The 22,897-nt window shown below is 44.5% G+C and carries 18 protein-coding genes and 3 tRNA genes; 17 read left to right on the top strand and 4 right to left on the bottom strand.

Translation table 11 applies throughout. The features are described from left to right. The first annotated feature begins 133 nt into the window (after nt 1-133). The 8 genes from VGB26_11785 to VGB26_11750 all read left to right on the top strand — a co-directional run bounded on the left by VGB26_11785 (nt 134) and on the right by VGB26_11750 (nt 10,051). Nucleotides 134-220 (top strand) — tRNA-Leu (locus VGB26_11785). A 106-nt stretch (nt 221-326) separates the two neighbouring features. Continuing rightward, complete coding sequence (locus VGB26_11780; protein HEX9758455.1) at nt 327-1,619, top strand: LysM peptidoglycan-binding domain-containing protein; 1,293 nt, start codon at nt 327-329, stop codon at nt 1,617-1,619. 142 nt (nt 1,620-1,761) lie between these two features. Further along, entirely contained in the window at nt 1,762-2,484 is a 723-nt protein-coding gene (rph, locus tag VGB26_11775) for a ribonuclease PH (GenBank protein HEX9758454.1), read from the top strand. Between the two features lies 1 nt (nt 2,485). Further along, the gene (locus VGB26_11770) at nt 2,486-3,076 is read left to right on the top strand and encodes an XTP/dITP diphosphatase (GenBank protein ID HEX9758453.1); all 591 of its coding nucleotides are present in this window, start codon (nt 2,486-2,488) and stop codon (nt 3,074-3,076) included. Between the two features lie 43 nt (nt 3,077-3,119). Further along, a tRNA-Pro gene (locus VGB26_11765) sits at nt 3,120-3,196 on the top strand. A 543-nt stretch (nt 3,197-3,739) separates the two neighbouring features. Then, on the top strand, nt 3,740-5,287 hold the full coding sequence (locus tag VGB26_11760; GenBank protein HEX9758452.1) for an RHS repeat-associated core domain-containing protein: 1,548 nt from the start codon (nt 3,740-3,742) through the stop codon (nt 5,285-5,287). A 303-nt stretch (nt 5,288-5,590) separates the two neighbouring features. Next, nucleotides 5,591-9,502, top strand: coding sequence for an Ig-like domain-containing protein (locus VGB26_11755; protein HEX9758451.1), 3,912 nt, complete (start codon nt 5,591-5,593; stop codon nt 9,500-9,502). 473 nt (nt 9,503-9,975) lie between these two features. After that, nucleotides 9,976-10,051: transfer RNA gene (locus VGB26_11750), tRNA-Arg, on the top strand. A gap of 61 nt (nt 10,052-10,112) precedes the next feature. Here VGB26_11750 and VGB26_11745 read toward each other — a convergent pair. Continuing rightward, a complete protein-coding gene (locus VGB26_11745; GenBank protein ID HEX9758450.1) occupies nt 10,113-11,048 on the bottom strand; it encodes a metal-dependent hydrolase in 936 nt (311 codons plus the stop codon). A 191-nt stretch (nt 11,049-11,239) separates the two neighbouring features. Here VGB26_11745 and VGB26_11740 point away from each other — a divergent pair, with 191 nt between their 5' ends. The 7 genes from VGB26_11740 (at nt 11,240) to pheT (ending at nt 18,586) form a co-directional block, all read left to right on the top strand. After that, nucleotides 11,240-11,650, top strand: coding sequence for a DUF2914 domain-containing protein (locus VGB26_11740; GenBank protein ID HEX9758449.1), 411 nt, complete (start codon nt 11,240-11,242; stop codon nt 11,648-11,650). 283 nt (nt 11,651-11,933) lie between these two features. Beyond that, a complete protein-coding gene (locus VGB26_11735) occupies nt 11,934-12,449 on the top strand; it encodes a MerR family transcriptional regulator (GenBank protein ID HEX9758448.1) in 516 nt (171 codons plus the stop codon). Between the two features lie 124 nt (nt 12,450-12,573). Further along, entirely contained in the window at nt 12,574-13,653 is a 1,080-nt protein-coding gene (locus VGB26_11730; GenBank protein ID HEX9758447.1) for an AAA family ATPase, read from the top strand. Between the two features lie 6 nt (nt 13,654-13,659). Then, nucleotides 13,660-14,589 carry a hypothetical protein gene (locus VGB26_11725; GenBank protein ID HEX9758446.1) on the top strand — a complete coding sequence of 310 codons (930 nt, stop codon included), beginning with the start codon at nt 13,660-13,662 and terminating at the stop codon, nt 14,587-14,589. Then, nucleotides 14,583-15,131, top strand: coding sequence for a hypothetical protein (locus VGB26_11720; protein HEX9758445.1), 549 nt, complete (start codon nt 14,583-14,585; stop codon nt 15,129-15,131). The genes VGB26_11725 and VGB26_11720 overlap by 7 nt, the downstream gene beginning before the upstream one ends. 193 nt (nt 15,132-15,324) lie before the next feature. After that, nucleotides 15,325-16,896, top strand: a complete 1,572-nt coding sequence (locus VGB26_11715) for a phenylalanine--tRNA ligase subunit alpha (GenBank protein ID HEX9758444.1) — start codon at nt 15,325-15,327, stop codon at nt 16,894-16,896. A gap of 10 nt (nt 16,897-16,906) precedes the next feature. Beyond that, nucleotides 16,907-18,586 (top strand): phenylalanine--tRNA ligase subunit beta, encoded by a 1,680-nt coding sequence (pheT, locus tag VGB26_11710; GenBank protein ID HEX9758443.1) that lies wholly within the window; start codon nt 16,907-16,909, stop codon nt 18,584-18,586. A gap of 143 nt (nt 18,587-18,729) precedes the next feature. On the opposite strand, the gene VGB26_11705 is transcribed toward pheT, so the two are convergent. Both VGB26_11705 and VGB26_11700 read right to left on the bottom strand, forming a co-directional pair. Beyond that, complete coding sequence (locus VGB26_11705; GenBank protein ID HEX9758442.1) at nt 18,730-19,185, bottom strand: phosphatase PAP2 family protein; 456 nt, start codon at nt 19,183-19,185, stop codon at nt 18,730-18,732. Next, nucleotides 19,137-19,349 carry a hypothetical protein gene (locus tag VGB26_11700; protein ID HEX9758441.1) on the bottom strand — a complete coding sequence of 71 codons (213 nt, stop codon included), beginning with the start codon at nt 19,347-19,349 and terminating at the stop codon, nt 19,137-19,139. Before VGB26_11700 ends, VGB26_11705 begins: the two co-directional genes overlap by 49 nt. 703 nt (nt 19,350-20,052) lie before the next feature. On the opposite strand from VGB26_11700, the gene VGB26_11695 reads away from it, so the two are divergent. After that, nucleotides 20,053-21,573: a mercuric reductase gene (locus VGB26_11695; protein HEX9758440.1), complete on the top strand. Its 1,521-nt coding sequence runs from the start codon at nt 20,053-20,055 to the stop codon at nt 21,571-21,573. Nucleotides 21,574-21,913: 340 nt separating this feature from the next. Here the strand turns inward: VGB26_11695 and VGB26_11690 are convergent, their stop codons facing one another. After that, nucleotides 21,914-22,333, bottom strand: a complete 420-nt coding sequence (locus VGB26_11690; GenBank protein HEX9758439.1) for a response regulator — start codon at nt 22,331-22,333, stop codon at nt 21,914-21,916. 254 nt (nt 22,334-22,587) lie between these two features. On the opposite strand from VGB26_11690, the gene VGB26_11685 reads away from it, so the two are divergent. Beyond that, on the top strand, nt 22,588-22,887 hold the full coding sequence (locus VGB26_11685; protein HEX9758438.1) for a hypothetical protein: 300 nt from the start codon (nt 22,588-22,590) through the stop codon (nt 22,885-22,887). Nucleotides 22,888-22,897: the final 10 nt, after the last annotated feature.

Genomic DNA, 22,897 nt, shown 5'->3' with positions numbered 1-22,897 from the left:
AAAATCTGCATTATAACTACTCAGGTAGTTAAGTACCATAATTTTCTTTTTCCTGTCAAGGGTTAATTGAGTGATGTTAAAGGATTGACACCTTGCAATACCTTTTGTTAGCATGATCCGCCAAATTGAGAAGGCCGAAGTGGTGGAATTGGTAGACACGCTAGGTTCAGGGTCTAGTGGGGGTGACCCCGTGGGGGTTCGAGTCCCCCCTTCGGCACCAGGCAGCCAATTGACTTGACAATCGGGTCCTTTCTGATACCCTTGAATCTGTAGAAATTTCTTCGATCCCAATTAAACAAAATTTCAGAAAAAAAGGGGAGACTGTAATGATTCAGTTAAGGTTTTTTACCTTGGGTGTCTTTTTCTTTTCTTTGTTTTTTATAGCCCATCAGAGTCCTTTGGGGGCTCAAGAAGTGTCCCAAACCCTTCCCGGAAACGATGAATTGGAAGAGGTTTCCCCTTTGCAAAATGAACCGGATTTAATGGAAGAAAACAGGGTAGAGGAAGCCCAATCTGAGGAGGAATCTTTTCCAGAAGAAGCCGTTGAGGAAGAAACGTCCGGAGTTGTTTCCATTCCCGCTTCCATGGAAGAGCCCAAATCGGGAGTGGAAAAATCGGATCAATACAGGGTCATCGAAGGGGATACCTTGTGGTCTATTTCCTTTTCAAAGTTAACCGATCCTTTTCTGTGGCCGAAGCTTTGGGGGGCCAATCGGAATATTGCAAACCCAGATTTAATTTATCCCGGCCTAATTCTGCGCCTTCCCAGTGAACTAATGAAGCCTCAGGAGGTTATGGAAGCGCCTCCCCAAGAAGTAGTGGAACCCGTAATGGAGAAACCAGAGGAAAACGTGTTTGAAGAAGTTGAAGCAGTCCCAGCGCCGGAAGAAAAGGTGGTACAAATGCCTAAACCCAAGGCGAAGACTTCTTCCCCAAAACCGGTTTTGAATCCTAACACTTTACTGTCCAGCGGGTACATTTTATCCAACCAAACCTCCACCGGAGTAATTGTTGGTGCTTTGGGAAACCAAGAGATGTTGAGCCAGGGAGATTTGATTTATATTCGGCCTGGCCAAGGGAGTAACCCTCAAAAGGCGGATCGATTCATTGTTTTTAAAAGGGTCAAAAAGGTCAAACATCCAAAAACCCGCGCAAAATTGGGAGAATTAATCCGAATCCAAGGGGTTTTGGAGGTTACCTCTGTTCAATCGGAGACCGCTTCTGCACGGATCATTACATCCTTTGATGCCATCTTTCGGGGAAATGAAGTGGCGGCCTTCGATGGTCCGTCCCTTCAATCTTCTTTTTCTTCCACCGTTTCCTCCACCCCACTTTCTGGTTATATCGTCGAGATGAAGGAACAGAAAACCCTCAACGGGCAACATGATGTGGTCTACCTGGATATGGGAAGGCAGCAGGGTGTTTCCCCTGGAGACCGGTTTAATGTGACCCGGTCCGGAAAGAAAACCTCCCGTTTTTCTCCGGGCAAGGGGGTCCAACTTCCCGGTTATGTGATTGGCCAGCTGGAGGTCATTGGAACCCAGGAATCGACCGCTACCGCCAGGATTCTTCAAGCAAACGAAGCGGTCATTAAAGGGGACCGGGTTCAAACCCCCTGATCATTTCCCTAAAGACCTTACCATTCTCAATCCATTCCTTGAATCACTTTGCAAAGTTGAACTTTGTTTGTTCCTAGGATATACTTCCCCCTTTCACTTTTTTCCAAATTTCCAATCATTTCAAATTTTCTGGAGACCCTAGATGAGGCAAGATGGCAGGAAAAAGAAGCAGCTTCGCCCAGTTAAAATTTCCCGGGGTTTTATTAAGCATGCTGAAGGTTCCGTCCTCATTGAAATGGGGGAAACCAAAGTCATCTGCAACGCTTCTCTTGAAGATCGGGTGCCATCCTTCCTGAAAGGGAAAGGAAAAGGGTGGGTCACCGCGGAATATGCCATGCTTCCCCGTTCCACCCATGAACGGATGGCTAGGGAATCGGCCAGAGGAAAAATCGGGGGAAGAACCCATGAAATTCAACGCCTCATCGGCCGGTCCCTTCGCGCGGTTATGGATCTTGAAGAATTGGGGGAGCGCACCGTTTGGATCGACTGTGATGTGATTCAAGCGGACGGAGGAACCAGAACCGCCTCCATTACAGGAGCGTTTATCGCTTTATCCGATGCGCTGTCCTTTGCCAAAAAAAAAGACCTGATTAAAAAGAACCCACTCAAGGATTATTTGGCGGCCATCAGTGTTGGAAAAATCGAAGGTGAGATTCTGCTGGATTTGACCTATGGGGAGGATTCCCGGGCGGAAGTAGATATGAACTTTGTAATGACCGGAAAGGGGAAATTTGTCGAGATTCAAGGGACCGCAGAGACCGATCCTTTTAAACGGGAAGAATTGAATCGGTTTATCAGTGTGGCCCAACAGGGTATTAAAAAGCTGATTCAATTGGAAAAGAAACTCATTGGAGATCTTTTTTAAAGTGCGTGATTTAATTGTTGCTAGTGGAAATTCCCACAAAGTTGGAGAGATCAAGGCTTTGCTGAAGGGGATTCCTTTTTCTATTTTCTCTTTAGAGAAATATCCCAATGTTCCAGAAATTGAAGAAACCGGAAACACCTACCAAGAAAATGCCTTATTAAAGGCCGTTCAAGTATCGAACATGACCGGGTGCTGGGCCTTGGGGGATGATACTGGCTTGGAGGTGGAGGCCATTGGGGGTCAACCCGGGCTTTACTCAGCACGTTTTGCGGGTGAGGGGGTTACCTTTAAAGAGAATAATGATAAGTTGCTGGGGCTTTTAAAGGATGTTCCAGAGGAGAAGAGAAAAGCCAATTTTTATTGCGTGATGGCCTTAGCCGAACCAACGGGCAAAACCCATGTGGTTGAAGGAAAAGTTTCTGGGAGAATTTCCATGGACCCCCGTGGAGAACAAGGGTTTGGGTACGATCCCCTGTTTTTCCTTCCCGAGCTCAATAAAACCTTTGCGGAAATGAACCCCGCTGAAAAAAATAAATTTAGTCACCGTGCGAGGGCTTTGGAAAAGGTTAGGGAAATTCTTCTTAGCATTTGATTTTAACGATTTAAATAGGTTTTACTATACAGTCTATAAAAATCGGGGCGTAGCGTAGCCTGGTAGCGCGCCTGCTTTGGGAGCAGGAAGTCGGAGGTTCAAATCCTCTCGCCCCGACCACTTTTCAATAGGGTAGGAGTAAACCCAACCCTCCCCAAGAATAAGATTCTTTCCTTGTGCCGGCTCTGTTTTTAGAACGCCTTTACATCAATTTTGTTTTTTCCTGCACACCAGCAGTCAACTTTTTGGCTATTTTTGAGCAATTTTCAAAAAAATCAGGCAAAAATTTAACTACTTTATTATTTTTATACATTTAATCGGCTAAGTTTTTAACCAATGTTATTTTTTTTTCAAAAATTTTCCGACCTTCTCTTTGTCTTTTATTGACATAAAAAATTGCTTGCCCGATGAAAATTTCTTCTCACCTCTTTATTCATCTTTGGAATTTTGGTAGGCTGCATTGTTTCATCAAGGCAGCGGGTGCCCTGATGATTGGAGGGGATTAGTTCAACTAGCCCTCCTTGTTAGAAGAGTGGCTAGGAAGTTAGAGAAAAAATTCGAAGATGAGCCAAGAGCAGATTTGACCCCTTCAGACCCCTTCACTTCACCGACCGCAAATTACAGGTCAGCACGTTTACCTATGATGCGTTAGATCGAAGGATTTTGTCTCAGTACGATGACGGAAGTCCCACTTCATTCACTTATGATACCGCGGGGAGGTTGACCGCCGCTGGGGATTCCACTTCCGGGAGAATAGAGTTTGGGTATGACGGTCTTGACCGTCTGACTCAAGAGTTAACCCCTCAAGGAACTGTAGAATACCTATACGACACCATTGGCAGGCGAACTAATATGATTGTCAACGGCCAAACACCTGTCTCTTATCAATACGATTCTGCCTCGCGCCTGACTCAAGTGACCCAGGGAACTCAGGTTGTGGGACTTGGATATGATGCGGCGGGGCGTCGGACTTCTCTAAGTTACCCCAACGGTGTTGAAACCTCTTACTCCTATGATCAAGCATCCCGTATATTACAAATTGAACACTTAAACACATCAACTCAACAACTTATTGAACGATTAAATTATACCTACGATGCCGCCGGAAATCGGATCTCCTTTACCCGAACAAATGGAACGGCAACGTTACTTCCCGATGCAGTCCAGGCTGCTTACGATGCGGCAAATGAGCAGATCCAATTTAATAATCCAACACCGAATCTGACCTATGATGCCAGTTGGAATCTAATTTCCCAGACTGATGCAAGTGGAACGACAACGTACATGTGGGATGCTAGAAATAGGCTTGTTGCAATCAGTGGCCCTGGGGTGAGTGCGAGTTTTGTATATGATGCTTTGGGGAGGAGAATCAGTAAAACCATTAACGGAGTGGTGACGGATTTTCAATATGACGGGAATGATATTGTGGCTGAGGCTGGAGGAAGCTCGATCGATGTGACATACCTTAGGAGTCTTAATATTGATGAACCATTTGTTCGGCAGGCAGGAGAGAATGAGTTTTACCATACTGATGTTTTAGGAAGCAGCTTGGTGCTTTCAGATTCCTCTGGGTTAATAGATACAACTTATGAATATGAGGCGTTTGGAAAAACGACGATAAACGGTACTTCCCTGAATCCTTTTCAATATGCGGGAAGGGAGAATGATGGCGCCGGAACGTATTATCACCGCACCAGATACTACGGCACGACATTCCACAGGTTCATTTCAAAAGATCCAATTGGTTTTGCTGGAGGGGATATAAATTTATATGCGTATGTTTTGAATAACCCCGTAAAATATATCGACCCTTTTGGTCTAGATGTGACTCTTGCATATTATCCTACTTTTGCTACACATATAGGGGTTGGTGTAAATAGCAAGGGAACCGTTGGGTTTTATCCACAAAAACAAGACTTATTAACAAGATTATGGGTTTTTGGAGGTTTTGAAACTTCAGGTGAGTTGAAATTTGACATAGGTAAACCTACAAAAATAATTACGATTAAAACATCTCCTAAACAAGATAAAGCAATGGAAGCAGTAATTTTTAATCGCTTGGTGAACCCTGGAAAATATAAACTGTATGGTCGGAACTGTGCAACCTTTGCTTCGGACGTTTTGAAAGCGGGTGGATTAAAAGCTCCTAATACAATTGATCCAGGTTTGTTTATATTTGAATTGGAAGAGATTCTGAGGAAAAAAACATGAAGAAGGTTTTAATGGTATTCGGAGGAATAGGCTTTATCGTTCCCATCTTACTTATTTTGGCTATTCGATTTGAAATGTATTCAAATCCTGGAGATGTCCCCAAAACCTTTTTAATTTGGCGATATTTATGGCCGTCTTCTTTTTGGTTGCATCTAACCAACCTACCAGGAGAAAATTTCTGGCCTGGAGATTTTTTTGTTTGGGTTTTGTCCATTGGAGTTAATGTTTTGGTTTACGGAACAATTGGATTAATTGGGAGATGGGGGTGGAATTTTTTTTTAGAAAGAAATTAGCAGGAAATATATGGGTTTTAAAAGTCAATTTAAAAAGATAAAAATGTTGCCGAATAGCAATCATAATAGAAATTTAAAATTAAAACTTTTTGGAAGTTTTTTGCTTCTACTTTTATCCCTCTGCTATCCTGTTGTTGGTCAGGCAGAACAAGCGCAATATGTCTACGATGAACTCGGCCGCTTGTTCCGTGTCATCGACGGTTCAGGCAATGTGGGGACCTATCATTATGATCCTGTTGGAAATTTGTTGGAAATCACACGGGAGACCACGACATCTTTGTCTCCGACACTTGCTTCCATCACTCCGGATTACGGGCGGCAGGGAACCGAGGTGGATGTGACAATTATAGGGACCAATCTCGATGCGTCAACATTAACAACAGGTAATCCCGGCATAACGGTCACCGATCCCCTCATCGAGGATTCCACAACCATTACCGCACGATTTGTGATTTCCGATACCGCGACCATCGGGACGACATTGGTCCAGGTGGATAACGGGATTGGAACAGCAAATTTCAACTTTACCGTTATTCCACTTGCCCCAACCACTGTGATTATCCCCTCTCTTATCTTTGTGGCGGCTAATGGGGGAACTGCTACGGCAACAATAAGCCTTGAAAACGATGACGGTTTTCCAACCCAGCTTACGGTATCGACCGGGAATTCCGTTATTGCAACCGTTTCCCCCACGCAAATTGAACTACAACCCGGTGCTTCGGAGGTAGTGACCATCACAGGAGTAAACCCAGGAGAAACAACACTGGTTGTGACCAGTTCAGAGACCACCACTGCGACCATCAACGTAGGCCATATCCGAGATATAGCGGCTGGAGGAAACCACACGTGTGCCGTACTTTCCAATGGGACAGTTAAGTGCTGGGGATATAACGGTCAATGTCAGGTGGGGAAATACTGGGATTATCCATGGATTGAATCAACACCATTAATGGTTCCTAATATTTCAACAGCGATAAAAATTGCGGTGGGAAGCTCCCATAGCTGTGTAATAATAGCAGATGGGAGAGTCCTTTGCTGGGGATACAATGGCCTGGGGACTCTTGGAAACGGTAACAATACCACAACCTACTTACCTTCATATGCAATAGGAATAAACAATGCCATCGATATTGCTGCCGGGGAATATCACTCTTGTGCGGCTCTCTCTGATGGAACGGTGAAGTGTTGGGGAAGAAATGATTTTGGGCCTCTTGGAAACGGAACGGTTACATCCTCAAATGTACCCGTCACTGTAACGGGAATAAATTCAGCGGTTGAGGTGGTAGCCGGGGGCAATCATTCTTGTGCAATTTTGGAGGATGGAACAGTAAAGTGTTGGGGTTGGAATCAATGGGGGCAACTTGGCAATGGAATAAATACCGGGCCTGAAACCTGTCAAATTTATACCTGCAGTACAACGCCTGTTTCAGTTTCTGGAATTTCTGATGTTGTTTCTATGGGAGCAGGATATGGCCATACCTGTGCCCTTTTATCCAATGGAATAGCGAAATGTTGGGGATCAAATGGGTCGCAACTGGGTAATGGGACCTTTGCAGGGGATATCGGTGCGCCTGATTACATATTCAATCCCGGATCGGTTATTGGATTCTCTACAGGGGTAGCACTTTCCAGTTCGGGGAGCGCTAATACCTGTGCCCTTTTAGCCGATCAAACCATAAAGTGTTGGGGGCTTAATAATCATGGCCAGATTGGGACAGGTTCCCTGCAAGGCCCCGAGGTTTGTTTTTCAAACAATTGTGCAAAAACACCAGTCTCTGTTACCGGAATATCCACCGCAGTCATCATAGCAACGGGGGGAGAACATTCCTGTGCAATTTTGTCGAATGGAACAGCGAAATGCTGGGGGAGTAACGCTAACGGCCAATTGGGAAATGGAACCAATACCACCAGTTATCCTTTTGGAATTCCTACGCCTGTAACCATCTTTTTTATTGAGGATTCTACTGCTCCCACCGTAACCATTACTTCTCCACCATCGGGGGACAGCTTCATAGAGGGAACCTCATTCCCTTTGACGGTACAGGCAACGGATTATATCCAAGTGGTCTCGGTAAACTTTATCGTGGATGGACAAACGGTTTTCACAGATCCGAACCCGCCCTATGAATTTGACGTTTCGGTCCCTGTTGGGGCAAGTACCCTCACATTAGGGGCAACGGCGATAGATCTTGCCGGAAATGTCGGCGTTGCGTCCGATGTCGTAATCAATGTCATTCCTGACCCTAACACCACGGTAACGGGAAGGGTATTGGATAATGGAGGTTTTCCTGTTTCCGGTGCGACGGTCACCACCAATTTCGGTCAAACCGCCCTTACCATAACCGATGGCACTTTTCAGATCATGGATGTTCCAACCATCCAAGGGTCTGTTACCGTTATGGCCAGTTACACGAATCAAAATGGTGAGGTCTTTCAGGCTACCTCCGCTCCTGTGACCCCCATTCCATACGGAACCGTATCGGTTGGGGTCCTGATCATTGAATTCGTTTATATTGAATTTGATTTTTCTGACCCTAGTTTGGCTCCTAATTTAACTCAAGTGGATTTTACCGGAACCGTAGACAGTTTGGGAGGGGACATTGGAAACGGCGGTGCAATTTCAGAAGACGGGGTATTGAAACTATCCAACTCCGTCTCCCCCAGTTTTCCAGGAGGAATTCATGCCAAAATCCGCTCCTCTCAAGCCATTCTCGTGGGGGATTTTGATGTTACTATAGATTTTGATTTGATCATTTTCCCCACTGTTTCAGCTTCTGGGCAAGAAACCTTTATGACGGCTGGGTTTGGTGTGACAGACTTACAGGGAAATGAGACCTATATCGATAGAATAAAAGATGCAACCTCAGATGGATACCAACTGAGCGGTGTGTTCGGGGGAACTCCAATCACCCCTGTCCTTGCTTCGGGTGTTTCCGATTCCAATGGTAAATTAAGATTACAAAGAGCTAAGGATCGAATTTGGGGTTATTATTTTGACAGTTCCATAAATGAATGGGTCTACCTGGGAATTTCAGGAATTTCAACGGACCCCTTATTTATTGAAATTTCGACCTTTAATCGGAGATCTGGACAGCCTATTGAAGCCCATTTTGATAACCTGAAGGCGGAATTTGTTAAAGCAATTGAGTTGGTCGGAGTTCCGGAACTTGTTTTAGGATTGACCGTTAGTCCTTCAGGGGATTTCTTTGTTTCTTCGGTGGAGGACATTGGCACAACCGGTGATGGTGGAGTGTATAAAGTGACTCCTGGTGGGTTTATAACACCTTTTTCAAGTGTTCCTGATGCCCGTTCCCTGGTTTTTGATCCTGCGGGGAATCTTTTTGTGGGCGATTCTGTACCGAGCATCCATAGCAAGATTATTAAAGTCACCCCGGATGAAACCGCCACCGTGTTTGTTCCCGCAGAAGATTTTCCCAATACTTCTCGGACCATCACACAACTTGCTTTTGATCCTGCAGGGTTCCTCTATGCACCAAGCGGAGATACGGCAAACGATGCTGACTTTGTGTATCAGATTGACTCACAAGGAACTGTTTCGACTCTTGTAAATGGAATCGATTTTAACGGAATTGCAACGGATACCGCGTCGAATGTTTACACGTCAGGTACGCTTGATGGAATTTTATATAAAATCCCATCGGGGGGTTCTTTGACCTCATTGTCATCGGGTTTTTCCACGCCGTTTCAAACCGCCATTGCCGTTACCCTGGATGATTCCTTGTTTATATTAAATAAGGTAACCGGTGAGATTTTCTGGGTTGATTCGATAACCGGTACAAAGGTAAAAATTGCCCAAGGGACAGTGGCGCTGGCTTCGGATTCTCAGGGTAGTTTATATTCTATTCAAAGGCTGCAAGGGGTCCTTCATATCATAAGGGTTAGACCTGCAACCTTGAATTAAAAGTGGTTTTTAGCCATCCACTTGTGAAACCATAAATTTTTGAGGCCCATTTCCTTCCTGAATTAAAGTTCATTTTTTCTTGAGAAAAACTAGAAATAATCTTTCAGTAAATTCAATCCAAAATTTTCACCCCCCCCCAACACTGTAGCCAAATTGTAGCCAACCCCAGCGGGTTCATAAGGAATCAGCAGTAATAGCCAGACTTGACAAATGGTTATAACTAATTGTAGTTTAAGGCCTAGCAGCCATATCAGACAGAAAATCAGGCACTTATAAAAAGTTAAAATTTACCTGAAAACTATTTTGGGAGCAGGAAGTCGGAGGTGGAGCAGCAAAAATCAGCAGCTCGTCCCGTAATGTTTTTTCTTTGAAGACCATTATATGATTTATGGGCTCTGCCCACAAATTACTGCGTGATCAAATCCTCTTGCCCCGACCACTGTTTTGTTTTTCCTTCCATTTTTTTCTCTCACGCGCCTGTAGCTCAAAGGATAGAGCAACAGCCTTCTAAGCTGTGGGTTGCAGGTTCGATTCCTGCCAGGCGCGCCAAGGATTATCTGTAAATCCCTTTCTTAATGGGTTTAAGAGCCAAAGGGGAAGCACCCCGGCCTTAGGGAGCCCCCACGGTTCCATTAGAGAGAACCGAAAATTGGAAAACAAAAGGAATAGGCCTTTCGATGATCAAGGATTTAAATCGGAGATCGTAAACGCGGACGGATGGGGTTTGCCCTTTGCGGTTTTCATTGACTTCCCAAACAGGGGCCTTAAAAAACCATTGGATTTTTTGTGCCAAGGGGGTTTTGCGGACCTGTTTCACCATGGGGTTTTTGACGTTTGTGGAAACGGTTTCAATCAACTCAATCTCCCCTCGCAGGGAATGGATTAGAAAAACCTTATACATTTCACCGGTCCTTGTAACGCCTCGCCATCGGTGAGGGCCCAGTGGTTCTGGGAAAACGTACTGGAATCCAGAGGAAAGAGATTGGTCTCCCTTTTCCAAAAGGATATTTAAAGCCAAATTCCGGTTTATCCCGCAAAACAGAGTATAAAGAAAAACCAAGGCCAGTGCGCCCTTGGTTAAAGGAACCAGCCAGGGACGCATTCTTTTTGGAAAGCTGAGAAGGAGAGGAAGGGCTAACAAGCCGGTTAAAACCAAATCGATAATAAAGATAATTCCCCATTCGGGCCGCCAGGGGCTCATCGGCCATAGAGGAACCACTCCAAAGGAATTGACTAAATCGAAAAATAGATGGACCAGGGCTCCCAATAGGAGCATTGCATAAATGCGGGAAATATTTTCATGGGGCCAGAACCGTTTTAAAATCAGGCTGGCCAAAAATGCTAAAAAGGGGAGGATTAGAACGGAATGCCCGAAGGTTCGACGGGCCAGAATGGCTTCGGGGCTTCCGGTCAGATGAACCAGGGCATCCACATCAGGCAGATTTGATGCAATGACCATGATCGGAATGGCGTGGGGCCCCACGGTTTTTCGGAAAAAAGCGTTGCCTAGGCCGACCCCGATGAGTGTATGGGTCACCGGATCCATTGTCCTATTGTATAAGGGTTTGCCAAGGACTACAAGAATGGATGGATTAAAATCCACTGTTTGAGGTTCTTTAAATAAATGTTTTTCTGTGGTATCTTTTTAAAGGGATTTTTCTAAATGGAATCCGGCACTCTCACTTTAAAGATTCCCTGATGGGTCTTATCTGATTTAACCACCAATAGGAGAAAAAAATGCGTGCACAACAATGGGCTTTGGCCCTTTCATGTCTTTTGGTTTTTTCAGTTTCCCCAAATCTCAATGCGCAAGAAGAGACAATGGTTCAGCAGCAGGTTTCTGATGGCGTGATTGCAGCAGGGGTTGAGAACCTTGTTCCCCAGGGGATAGCCAAAACCTTTTCTCCTGGCGTAGGAACCTTGTATGCTTTTTCCCGAATTCAAGGATCTGAGGGTGAAACGCTTGTCATACACAAGTGGTTTCATGGCGATCAACTACGGGCCGAAATCAAATTGCCTGTGCGATCCAAGAGTTGGAGAACGTATAGCAGTAAAATTATTCTTCCCGAATGGACAGGGGAATGGAAAGTGGAGGTTACCGCAGAAGATGGAACGGTATTGGCCTCCATCCCTTTTTCGATTCAATAACCTATTTGAATTTTTCAAGCCAGGAAACGGTCTTTCTCCCTTAATAGAAATAAAAAGCACGTATTTCATTCATTTATGGAGAAATCCTTCCCTCGATGAAATGCCTTAAATTTTATCAATCACGGTTGTTTGTTGTATTCATTTAGCACCTAAAATCTATCCATTAAATGAATGCCTTGGAGAAAAAAAACAACAATATTTATTAGAATTTGTATTAATTTCCTTGACATGTTTTTTCAATCAAGGTATTTTAATACGCTAGTGGTTCTCCAGAGGCCAGAAGATGGGAATTGAGAAAAGGTTTTTTACCCAGGCTGAGGTCTGCGAAATTGTTGGAATTAGTCAACGCCAAATTCAGTATTGGGGAACCAGCGGTTTATTTCTTTCCCGGTTCAAAACGAGAGGGGGCCACACCCGGTATTCATTTGAAGACCTCATTGCCTATAAGACTGCTAAAAAATTACTGGATTCTGGTATCTCCCTTCAGAGGATCCGAAAGAGTCTTGCCAACCTTCAGTCTTTCCTCCCAAAAATAAAATCTCCACTTTCTGAACTGACCTTGGTGGCCTCGGGTGAAGTGATCCTGGTTTTGTATGAAAATACCTTGTTTGAGGCTATTTCCGGGCAAGAATGGATTATTCATCTCTCTGATCTAAAACGAGATGTGGAAAATTGGGTTGAGCGATCCCAAAAGCTAAAACTTTTTAGGAAAAAACGTAATTTGTTATTGAGAAAGGAGGGAAGTAAAAAAAAGGTTGTGAGTGAAAAACGCAACCGCGATTGGATTAAATCCCTTTAAATTTATTTTTTACCCGCAATCCTAACTCAAGAGACCATAGATTACCTAAGCAGGGGGGAAGACTTTATTCTTCCTCTGAACGCGCATGGGGAGGTGATAACCATGCCCTTTAGAAGGAGGTACTATGCGAATTATCTCTATCGTAAACCAAAAGGGTGGATGCGGAAAGACAACCACGGCCATCAATTTAGCCGCTTGTTTGGCGTTTAAAAAGCACAGCGTGCTCTTGCTGGATTTAGATCCACAAGGCCACGCCACATTGGGTTTAAATCAAAAACCTGATGAAAGTGCATCCAGCATGTATGATGTTCTATGTGGATCTGCTCAGATTAATGAAATTCTTCTCCATGATGTTCAACCTTATTTAAGTATTGCTCCCTCCAATCTTTTACTCAGTGCTGCCGAACAACTTCTTGCTGGAACAGAGGCCCGAGAAAAACAACTATTAAAACAGTTGGCTGACCTGGACCGTTCCTATGATTACATTCTAATTGACTGCCCTCCCAGTTTGGGGCTTCTTACCATCAATGCGTTAAGGGCTTCTGATGAGGCCATCGTTCCTGTCGAAACCAGTTTCTTTTCTCTCCACGGGCTTGGAAAGTTGACCGAAACCATTGATATGGTCCAATCCACCTGTAGTCATTTTTTGGATATCAAAATCCTTTTAACAATGAATGATCACCGAACCCGTTTTTCACGTGAGATTCAAAGGGAGATTGAGAAATTTTTTCCAAAGCGTATTTTCTCAACCGTTATTCGTAACAATATCCGGTTGAGGGAGGCGGCCAGTTTTGGACAACCCATTGCTCAGTACGACCCCAAATCCATCGGTCACGAGGATTATTCAGCCCTGGCGAAGGAAGTGTTGGAGGTGGAAGAGCAACATTATGAGATGAGGGATTCCGCTGAGGAAGTGGCCTCCTTGTCCAGTCCCATGCGCCGGGAGGGTGACGTCCTCATTGCCATTAAGGAACCCGAAGCCAAAGATGTCAGAATTGCGGGGGATTTTAACGAGTGGATTCCCGACCGGAAAGTTTTTTCCATTAAGGAGGAAGAGGGGATTTGGAGAAAAATCCTTCATTTATCCCCCGGACGTTACCAATATCGTTTGGTTGTGGATGGTCAATGGCGGGAGGATCCCACCAACCCAGAAATTGTTGAGAACTATCAAGGAGGATATAATTCCCTCCTAACGGTAGAGTAGAAATTCGTGGATGATAAAAAACGGTTGGGTCGAGGTCTAAATGAAATTTCACACCTTTTTATTTCCCAAAAGGAGGAGAAAAAAAGTGGGGGGATTCCTTACGCGGCACCCCATTGCATGGTAAGAATTCCCAGAAGTTTCGCCGTGTTGAGTTTGATTCCGTATCCCCCGGGGCCCTTTCTGGTTTCTTTAGCCATTTCCCTCGCATTTCATCGGGCCAAGGTGTTGATGGTGGATTTCAAAGGTCAGGCCCCGGATTTGGGAACCCTTTTGGGTTTCCCAAAGCTCGCTTCTTCCATTCAGGATTATTTGGGAGAAAAGGAGCGTCCCTTTAGGGTTCAGTTTTCATCCCAGATCAATCTGCTGGCCTTCCACTTGAAAGAGTCAGATCTCCATAGCCTTCCCTACCATGAACGGGAAATTTTTCTGCAGGGCCTTCTTGATGAGGAATTTGCCTCTGAGTATCTTCTGGTCCATGTTCCTATTCAAAAGACCAAAGGTCAGTTTTTAGGGGCGAGTTTAGTGCATGATTTATTGCTTTTTACCTCTCCCAACCCAAATTATATGTTAGATACCTACCGGGTGATCAAACAAGTTCTTCAGGCCAATGAAAACCTTCATATAGGTGTTTTATATTCAGAACCCAATCAAGGGGAAAATACCGTTGAGGCATTCAAACAACTGACCGGTGCCACAAAAAAGTTTTTAGGCGCCAGTATGAGTTACCTGGGAGTTCTCCCTCCTTTGCACCAGATCATCCGTCAGAAGTCCAAGGAAACGGGGGGATTGTCCGAAAAAAAACCTTGGGATTCAATACCGGATTCCCTGTTTCAGTTAGGTGAACGGATTATCAAAGGGGAAGGGTTTAATCCCTTCGGGGCGTCCACTCCTTTTTTTGAAAAGGTGTTTAGCCAAACATTGGTAAAATCATGCTGAAATTTCAGAGGGTTCCCCTAGCCGAACGGCAATCGTTAGAAAGGCTTCTCCTACAACACCTAGATATGATTGAACCCGGGCTAAAACCGGTTCACTCCTCTATTCTTCCTCCATCTTCTTCCGCTTCGTTTTTTCTTGCACGGGATGGAACAGGCCGAGCCGTAATGATTGAATATGATATTGTTTCCGATGAAAAAATTTTGTTTCAGGCTTTAGAACATTTGGATTGGCTATCCAACCATCTTCCCCTCATCAGCCAGTTGATTCCCCAAAGCCTCTTGATTCCTACGTTGAACCCCCGCCTGTTATTGGTGATCCCACAGGTCCCTCCCAGTTTTGAAAAACATTTGAAGGTATTAACCTTATCGCCGGAATTTTTCACTTTTATGTACCTTGCGGTTGGTGGTGAAAGCGGTTTATTCATTCAACCTCAGTGGACAAGGAAAATGGAATCATACCCATCACCCCCTCCTTTTCCAAAGGATCGAACGTTGACGGACGATGAGGAAGCTTACTTTAAAGGAAATCCAGGTCCCCTGTAATTTCCTGAACACCCCTTCTCGCTCTCCCAATTTTTTTTTCGAGATCCTCCCGGCACCCTTTTTTATTGGGACTTTTTCTTGACAGTCGTCTCTAAACCCGTTATCGTATTTTTCCGCTTCAAATATATTTCGGCGATTTTTAGACTTGGGTACCCCTTCACAGGCGAGTATTTTAAGGGGTTCGTTTTTTTTTATGACAGAAAATATTGAAAATATTCTGGCCAGTTTTCACCCGCTCGAAGGAAAATTGTTGTCCGCTATAAAACTCGGGGGTCCCGGCCCTTTTGCAGAGGAAGCCCTCTTGCAAGCCAGTCAATTAGATGAATCACGGTTTACCATGGCCATGGGTTGGTTATTAACCAAAAATCTCCTGACTGCCGAAGCCGCTGGGTCTACTACAACCGTTACCATTTCAGAATTAGGTCGACAGTACCTCTCTCAGGGGTTTCCAATCCTCACCATCGTTCAAAAACTGAAAAGCGGTAATCCCATGGATATCTCTGGCCTTCGCCGTGAAATGGATCCTTTGGATGTGAGTAAAGCCATTGGGGAGCTTAAAAATGATCAGTCTATCCAAATTGCAGCGGGAGGTGTTCTGGAACTCAAACGTTTGGATATTGACCATTCAAAAGTTGTTGGACGTTGGCAGAATTTAAAAAAAATCGTTGAGAATATCAGTGAAAAAGAAAGTGTTGTTTTGGAGACATGTTCTTCCCAGGAGAAGAATATTATCAACTTACACGGCAGTGGGCGAGGGAAAAAAGGGATTTTTAGCCTTCAGGAGAAACGTCACAAATCCTACCATTTAACGGTTTTTGGGAAAAAGATCATTGGTGAACTGGACCTCGATCGTTTTGCACAGGAGGAAATTACCCAGCTTACCCCTGAAATGCTGAAGGAGGGGAGTTGGAGAAATAAGACTTTTCGTCATTATAATATTACGCTGAAACCTTCCAGGGCAGCCATGGGCCGAAAGCATCCCTACCGAGAATTTTTGGACACCATTAAAATGAAATTGGTGGGGATGGGTTTTCAGGAAATGAGAGGAGGGTTGGTGGAGAGCGAATTTTGGAATAGTGATGCTCTGTTTATGCCACAGTTTCATCCGGCGCGGGCCATTCACGACGTCTATTTTGTTCGTGATCCCAAAAACTCCAGAAGACTTCCAAAGGATATTTTGGAAAAAGTGGCAAAAACACATGAGACTGGAGGGAAAACCGGATCCACCGGGTGGAGATATTCTTTCAAAAACGACCGAGCCAAAAGGCTAGTTTTAAGGAGTCAAGGGACAGCCGTTTCAGCGCGAACCCTTGCATCCGGGCCCAATATTCCAGGAAAATATTTTTCTTTGGCCCGCTGTTTTCGGTACGATAAGGTGGATGCAACTCATGCACCTGACTTTTACCAGGTGGAAGGGATCGTCCTGGGAGAGGGGATCCATTTTAGGACCTTATTAGGCCTATTAAAGCTGTTTGCGGTTGAAATGGCGAGAGCCAAAGAAATAAAATTTCTTCCCGCCTATTTTCCATATACGGAACCATCGGTCGAAATCCATGCAAAACACCCCCAGCTGGGTTGGATGGAGTTAGGGGGGGCGGGGCTTTTCCGGCCAGAGGTAACCTTACCTTTGGGTGTTTCCGTTCCCGTGATTGCATGGGGGTTGGGTCTGGATCGGATGGCCATGATGGCGTTGGAAATTAATGATATACGGGATCTCTTTTCAGTAGACCTAGATTTTATCCGGACAAAAAAATTGAATGGTTAGGTAAAACCTCATGCCCACAATTCAATTTCCCAAAAAAGATCTGGAAGCACTTTTAGGCAGGTCCATGAGTGTTCCAAAAATCGAGAAATACCTGGCTTGGGTAAAAGGTGAGATTAAAGATTACCAAGAGGAGACGGATGAACTTCGGGTGGAATTAAATGATACCAATCGGCCTGATCTTTGGTGTGTTGAGGGGATCGCACGGCAAATCCGGTATAAGCTGACACCCCAGGTCCGGAACTCTTTTTCTTTAAAGAAAAAAAGTAAAGCCCCTTTTCAAATCCTGGTTGAACCAGGAACAAAAGCGATCAGGCCTTATATCGGAGGGTGTGTGGCCAAAGGGCTATTGGTGGACGACCAACTTCTTCTTCAGTTCATTCAAACCCAAGAAAAGTTAGCCGATCTTTATGGGCGCAAAAGGGAAAGTGTTTCAATCGGGTTGTACCGTTTGGAGAAAATTTCTTTTCCGGTAACCTATACAGTGGCAGAACCCTCTCAGGTTTCCTTTATTCCTTTAAATTGCGATTTTAAAATGACGCTGGCGGAAATTTTAAAAAATCACCCCAAGGGACAGGAGTATGGGTTTATCCTTGAAGGAACTCACCGGTATCCTCTTCTGATTGACCAAAAGCAGCAGGTCCTTTCTTTTCCCCCCATTATCAATAGCCGTGACCTGGGGGAGGTCAAAGCGGGAGATCAAAACCTTTTGGTGGAGGTCACCGGAACGGACCTTCGGATGGTGGCCCTTACCATTAATATTTGGGCAGCTAACTTGTCTGACCGTGGGGCTTCCATCGAGTCTGTAGAAGTGGTCTACCCTGAGAAAACCGTTTTTGGAAAAAAAGTCAGGATGCCTTTTTCCTTTTCAAAACCTCTTTGTGTGTCCTTAACCGACATTGATAAAGCATTTGCCGAAAGGTTTCAAACCAAAGAAGTGATGGGCCTTTTGAAGGGGTTTGGGCATTTGGTAAAGCTGAAGGGTAAAAAATTGGAAGTGACCGCTCCTCCCTATCGGGATGATTTGATGCATCCCGTTGATGTGATCGAGGAGGTGGCTATTAGCCGGGGGTATGATCAGTTTAAACCCGAATTGCCCCCTCATTTTACGGTAGGGGATCTTTCCAAGGAGGAAAAGTGTTCCGATTGGGTTCGAACTTTTTTAATTGGGATGGGGTTTCAAGAGATGAATTCTAATATTCTTTGTTCTCGGGAGGAGATTGTCGAACGGATGCAACTCGATGGGGGCGGCGTGGTTGAAGTGGACAATATCATGTCTGAAACCTACGCAGTGTTAAGGGATTCTCTTCTGCCTTCATTGCTTAAAGTGGAAGCAGCAAGCTCCAAAGCTTTCTATCCCCATCAGATTTTTGAGGTTGGGGAGGTGGTACGAAAAACACACCCAGAGGATGACCCGGTAACCCAGGTCAATTTAGGTGCTTTGGTGGCTCACCCTGGAGCCAATTTTTCGGAAACCCATACTTATTTGGAAATGTTGTTTTATTATATGAATTGCGTGTATGATTTGGAACCCATTTCCCATCCTTCCTTCTTAGAGGGTCGTGTGGGCCGGATCCGGATCGAGGGTAAAGGGGTGGGGTTCCTCGGAGAAATTCATCCCGAGGTGTTGGATCGTTGGGGGATTCTCACTCCCTGTTCCGCTTTTGAGGTTTCTTTAGGGGAATTTTTTTGAGTTCGAATTATTGAAAATCTGTTTTCAATTGTGGGTTCTTCCGAGGAGAGGTCCTAACCCGGGTTTTTTTAAAAAAAAAGGAAAAACGTTTGTAAGTGGCCCTCGAAAAGATGTGTGGATTTCCTCGGGTAGCCTTTTTTGATTTAGAGGGGCAGGATAATCTGGGTCCCTGTTCCCCTCCTATCCACGAAGCCTCTCCAGGGAGTAATTGAAAACCTGGTTTTTTGTTGACTTAAATTTTCCCAGGCCCGCCCTACGCCATATCCAATGGCATATCCCAAACCCCATCCCGCAAACACCTCTGAAGGCCGGTGTTGATGATCAAAAAGACGGGTAAGCCCGGAAAATAGGCTGGCGAGTTGAAAAGGTACCGCGTATTTAAATCCATACTGCTGATGAACGGTTCCGGCTAAGGCAGCCGTTCCCATTGCATGGCCTGAAGGGAAGCTTGAATCGAAACGGCTTCGCTTGTTTCCATCCGGGCGTTTGACATTTAAGATGAGTTTTAAAGCCACCGTTGCTACCCCACTGGAAAAAGCAGCGTTCGTGGTTACAAAACCGAACTTACGTAAATTTCTATTTTCCGTTCCCAGTCCCAAAAAATATATTCCCAATTGGGGGAGGCCGCTGCTGACCGTAAAACCATAGCATAGACATCTCCAACAGATGAAATATTTTTATGGATGGGGTGACGTTCAATTTCCTTTTGAATGTCATCATGCCATTGCCATGAAATCAATGTAGCGGCTGCCCCTGTTCCCAATATGAATAACTCTTTCCGGCCTTTAAGATTTTTAAACCCATGGGTCCATAAACGGGGTGATGTGTTTAAGTCGGTTAAAAAAATGTCAAACCGGGAAAAACTTCGGTCTTTTGCAAAACAAGGATGGACCGTGAGAAGGATGAGACAGATGATAAGTGAGGTGTGCCCCCAGATGTGGAGATTCAGTTTTTTATTGCTCGTGCGGATGATTATCTCTTTTCTGGGTTTATTTTTTTTTAAAAAAAAAGCCATTTGAAGAAAAACATGCCACCTTCAATTTTTAAATCGAGTCAACAAGAAATGATTGCAAAAAAAAAACAACCCAAATCATTGAGTTCAAATCTTGTTTTCCTTTTTCATTGAACTGGTTTTTTAAAAAGCCTAATATCCAGTGGTATTGATCTTGGCTATCAGGTGGGTACTTTTCCGGCCACCCACCGCGGCTTCATTTTTCCTAGGGGAGCAAGGGGTTCTTTGTATCTATTCTTAATTGTTTTATCTATTTTCCCCCACCCTATGGATCCACCCCTTTCTTGAAAGGGGAACATCGGTCCATTTTAAAATAAAGCCGACCCCAAAGGATAGAACATCAGAAAAGAACTATCACCCTGAATATCAAAGCTTATGTCTGTGTTATTCAGTTTCATCTTTGAAAAGGACTAAACCATGAAAACTATCCAAAGGAAAAAAAAAGGGAATCCCCATGATCTTTCCAAATGATGAGTATAATCAAATTTTAATGAACAATGTTCACCCTTCTGGATGGGTCAATCCAACCCCATCTGGAAAATATAACATGGTCGTCATCGGTGCGGGAACCGCGGGTTTGGTCACCGCAGCGATTTCGGCAGGGTTGGGAGCGAAGGTGGCTTTAATTGAGAGGCATTTGATGGGAGGGGATTGTCTCAATGTGGGGTGTGTACCCTCAAAAGGGGTAATCCGTGCAGCAAGGGTTTGGACGGATGTAAAGAATTCTGATCAATTTGGTGTGAATATCCCTGATGGGGTGAAATACGATTTTGGAAAGGCTATGGATAGGATGAGACGATTGCGATCCCGAATCAGCCATGGGGATTCTGCTCAACGGTATCAAAACATGGGGGTGGATGTGTTTATTGGGGAAGGGCGATTTTCAGGACCTGAAACGGTGGAGGTGGAGGGAAAAGTTTTGAAATTTTCACGGGCAGCCATCTGCACAGGGGCTCGAGCGGCTGCCCCTCCCATTCCCGGCCTTTCTGAGGCGGGATACTTAACCAATGAAACTATTTTTAATCTAACGGAGCTTCCTGCCCGCATGGCCGTCATTGGGGCGGGTCCCATTGGGTGTGAAATGGCACAATCTTTTTGTCGTTTTGGAAGTCAGGTTAGCCTTTTTGAATTGACGGATCATATCCTCCCTCGGGAGGATGCGGAGGCTGCCCAATGGGTCCAAGAACAAATGAAGCTCGATGGGGTTTGTTTAATTTTTCGATCCAAGGTGATTCGGATTGAGGCTCGGGGGAAAGAAAAAGTGGTGCAATACGAGGTTCATGGAAATCAAAAAGAATTGGTGGTGGATGAAATTTTAGTGGGCATTGGAAGGACGCCCAATGTGGAAGGCTTGGGCCTTGAAAAGGCAGGGGTGGAATATGATTTAAGAAAAGGGGTAAAGGTAAACGATAAACTCAAAACCACCCACCCGCGAATTTATGCAGCTGGGGATATCTGTTTTCCCTATAAATTTACTCACACGGCCGATGCTTTGGCCCAAATTGTAATCCAAAACGCACTTTTTCCACATCCTTTGGGTTTGGGGTATGCGTCCACTCATTCCCTAATTATTCCTTGGTGTACATTTACTGAACCGGAGATTGCTCATGTGGGCCTCTACCAGGGAGAAGCAGAGGGAAAAGGGATTGATGTGGAAACCTTTACGTTTGGTTTAGAGGAGGTGGACCGTGCAATTTTAGATGGAGAAGAGGATGGGTTTGCACGGGTTCATGTAAAAAAGGGGACGGATAAAATTGTGGGTGCTACGATTGTCGCCTCCCATGCAGGGGATATGATCAATGAAATTACCCTTGCCATGAAAGCGGGGGTAGGCCTTGCAACCATTGGTGGAACCATTTACCCCTATCCTACCCAAGCCGAGGTGATTAAAAAAGTCGCTAATTTATGGCGGAAGAGCACATTCACCCAAGGGAAAAAGAAATTTCTTAAGAGAATGTTTTCCTGGACCCGTTGAGCAATAAAGGGGAGAAAAGAAATAATTCTGGGGGAAAGCAAAAATTAAAATTCCTGTAAAAATTTTTTTAACTGGCAATTCCACGCCGCTTGCGGCGTGGGACGCAGTAGATCTGTTGTAGCGGGCCCTTCGACTTATCTCAGGATGGGCTTCCCAAAACCATCTCCACCCCCCACCTTCCCTCCCCCCATCGAGGGGGGAGGGAAGGTGGGGGGTTTTTTGATACCCCGCGGTCTTGCCGCGGGGAGCTTCATGTAAAAACCTTGGGTGTTTTCTAACCAAAAATATTTAAGTCCTACTTTATCTTGGATGACAAGCACTGGGTTTACCTCCAAGGTTTTTATTGTTCCATTTGTTTTTTAGAGGTTTTTTGGGTGGTTCCGGTTTTCCCGTTTTCAATTTCAAATCGGGTAATAATTTCTTGAATCTGTTGTTGGCTAAAAGGTTTGACTAAGAAACCTTTGACACCGCTTTGCATCGCTTCTTTCACATTTTCTTCGGTGCTGTATCCCGTCACGATGACAATGAAGGCCTGAGGGTCTAATGCTGTGATTCCTTTTATTGCATCCAAACCGTGTAAAACAGGCATTTTAATATCAATGAAAACAATATCAGGCCTTATTCGCTCAAACTGTTCAAGCGCCTCCTCACCGTTGGATGCTTCATTCACATTAGTATAGTTTAAGTGCCGCAGAATGGTTCTCAGGCTTACTCTTAAATTGGGAAGATCATCTACAATGAGAATACATGGGTCACTCACTGGGTTTTTAAGTTATTTTTCTTTTTCAAATCTGGTTTCAGTTGTTTACATACCAATTTTAGCCGTGAACCCATAACACGTCAACTTACTGAAAAAATTGATTAATTTTAAATTACCAGGAAAAAGCTCTGTGGGGGTTACCTCCTTTCCCTGGGATATTTTTAAAAAAATAGACAAAGAAGAATCATTGAATTGTACCGAATTAATATTTTTTAGCCCAGTACTTTACCATTTTTCTTTGGGTTAACAATAAGATGAACCTTTCTCACCTGTTAAAGCTGTGTGGTTTCCTTGCTTTCCTGTGGGTGGCTTTCCTTTTACTTCAATCCACTGATTTAGGTTTTTATCTTAGCCAGGACCGCATTATAAATTTTTTAGAATTTCTGGGCCCTTTTGCTCCCGTGGTTTTTACCCTTTTGATGGCTGTTGCGGTTGTGATCAGTCCTATCCCAAGTTTGCCCCTTGATTTTGCGGCAGGAGTTTTTTTCGGGCCCTTTTTGGGAACACTCTATGCAGTCAGTGGGGCGGAACTGGGGCAGTTTGCAGTTTCCTAATCGGAAGAGC

This window comes from Nitrospiria bacterium (assembly GCA_036397255.1).
Taxonomy (GTDB): Bacteria; Nitrospirota; Nitrospiria; order DASWJH01; family DASWJH01; genus DASWJH01.
This window is presented reverse-complemented; position numbering and strand designations above follow the sequence as displayed.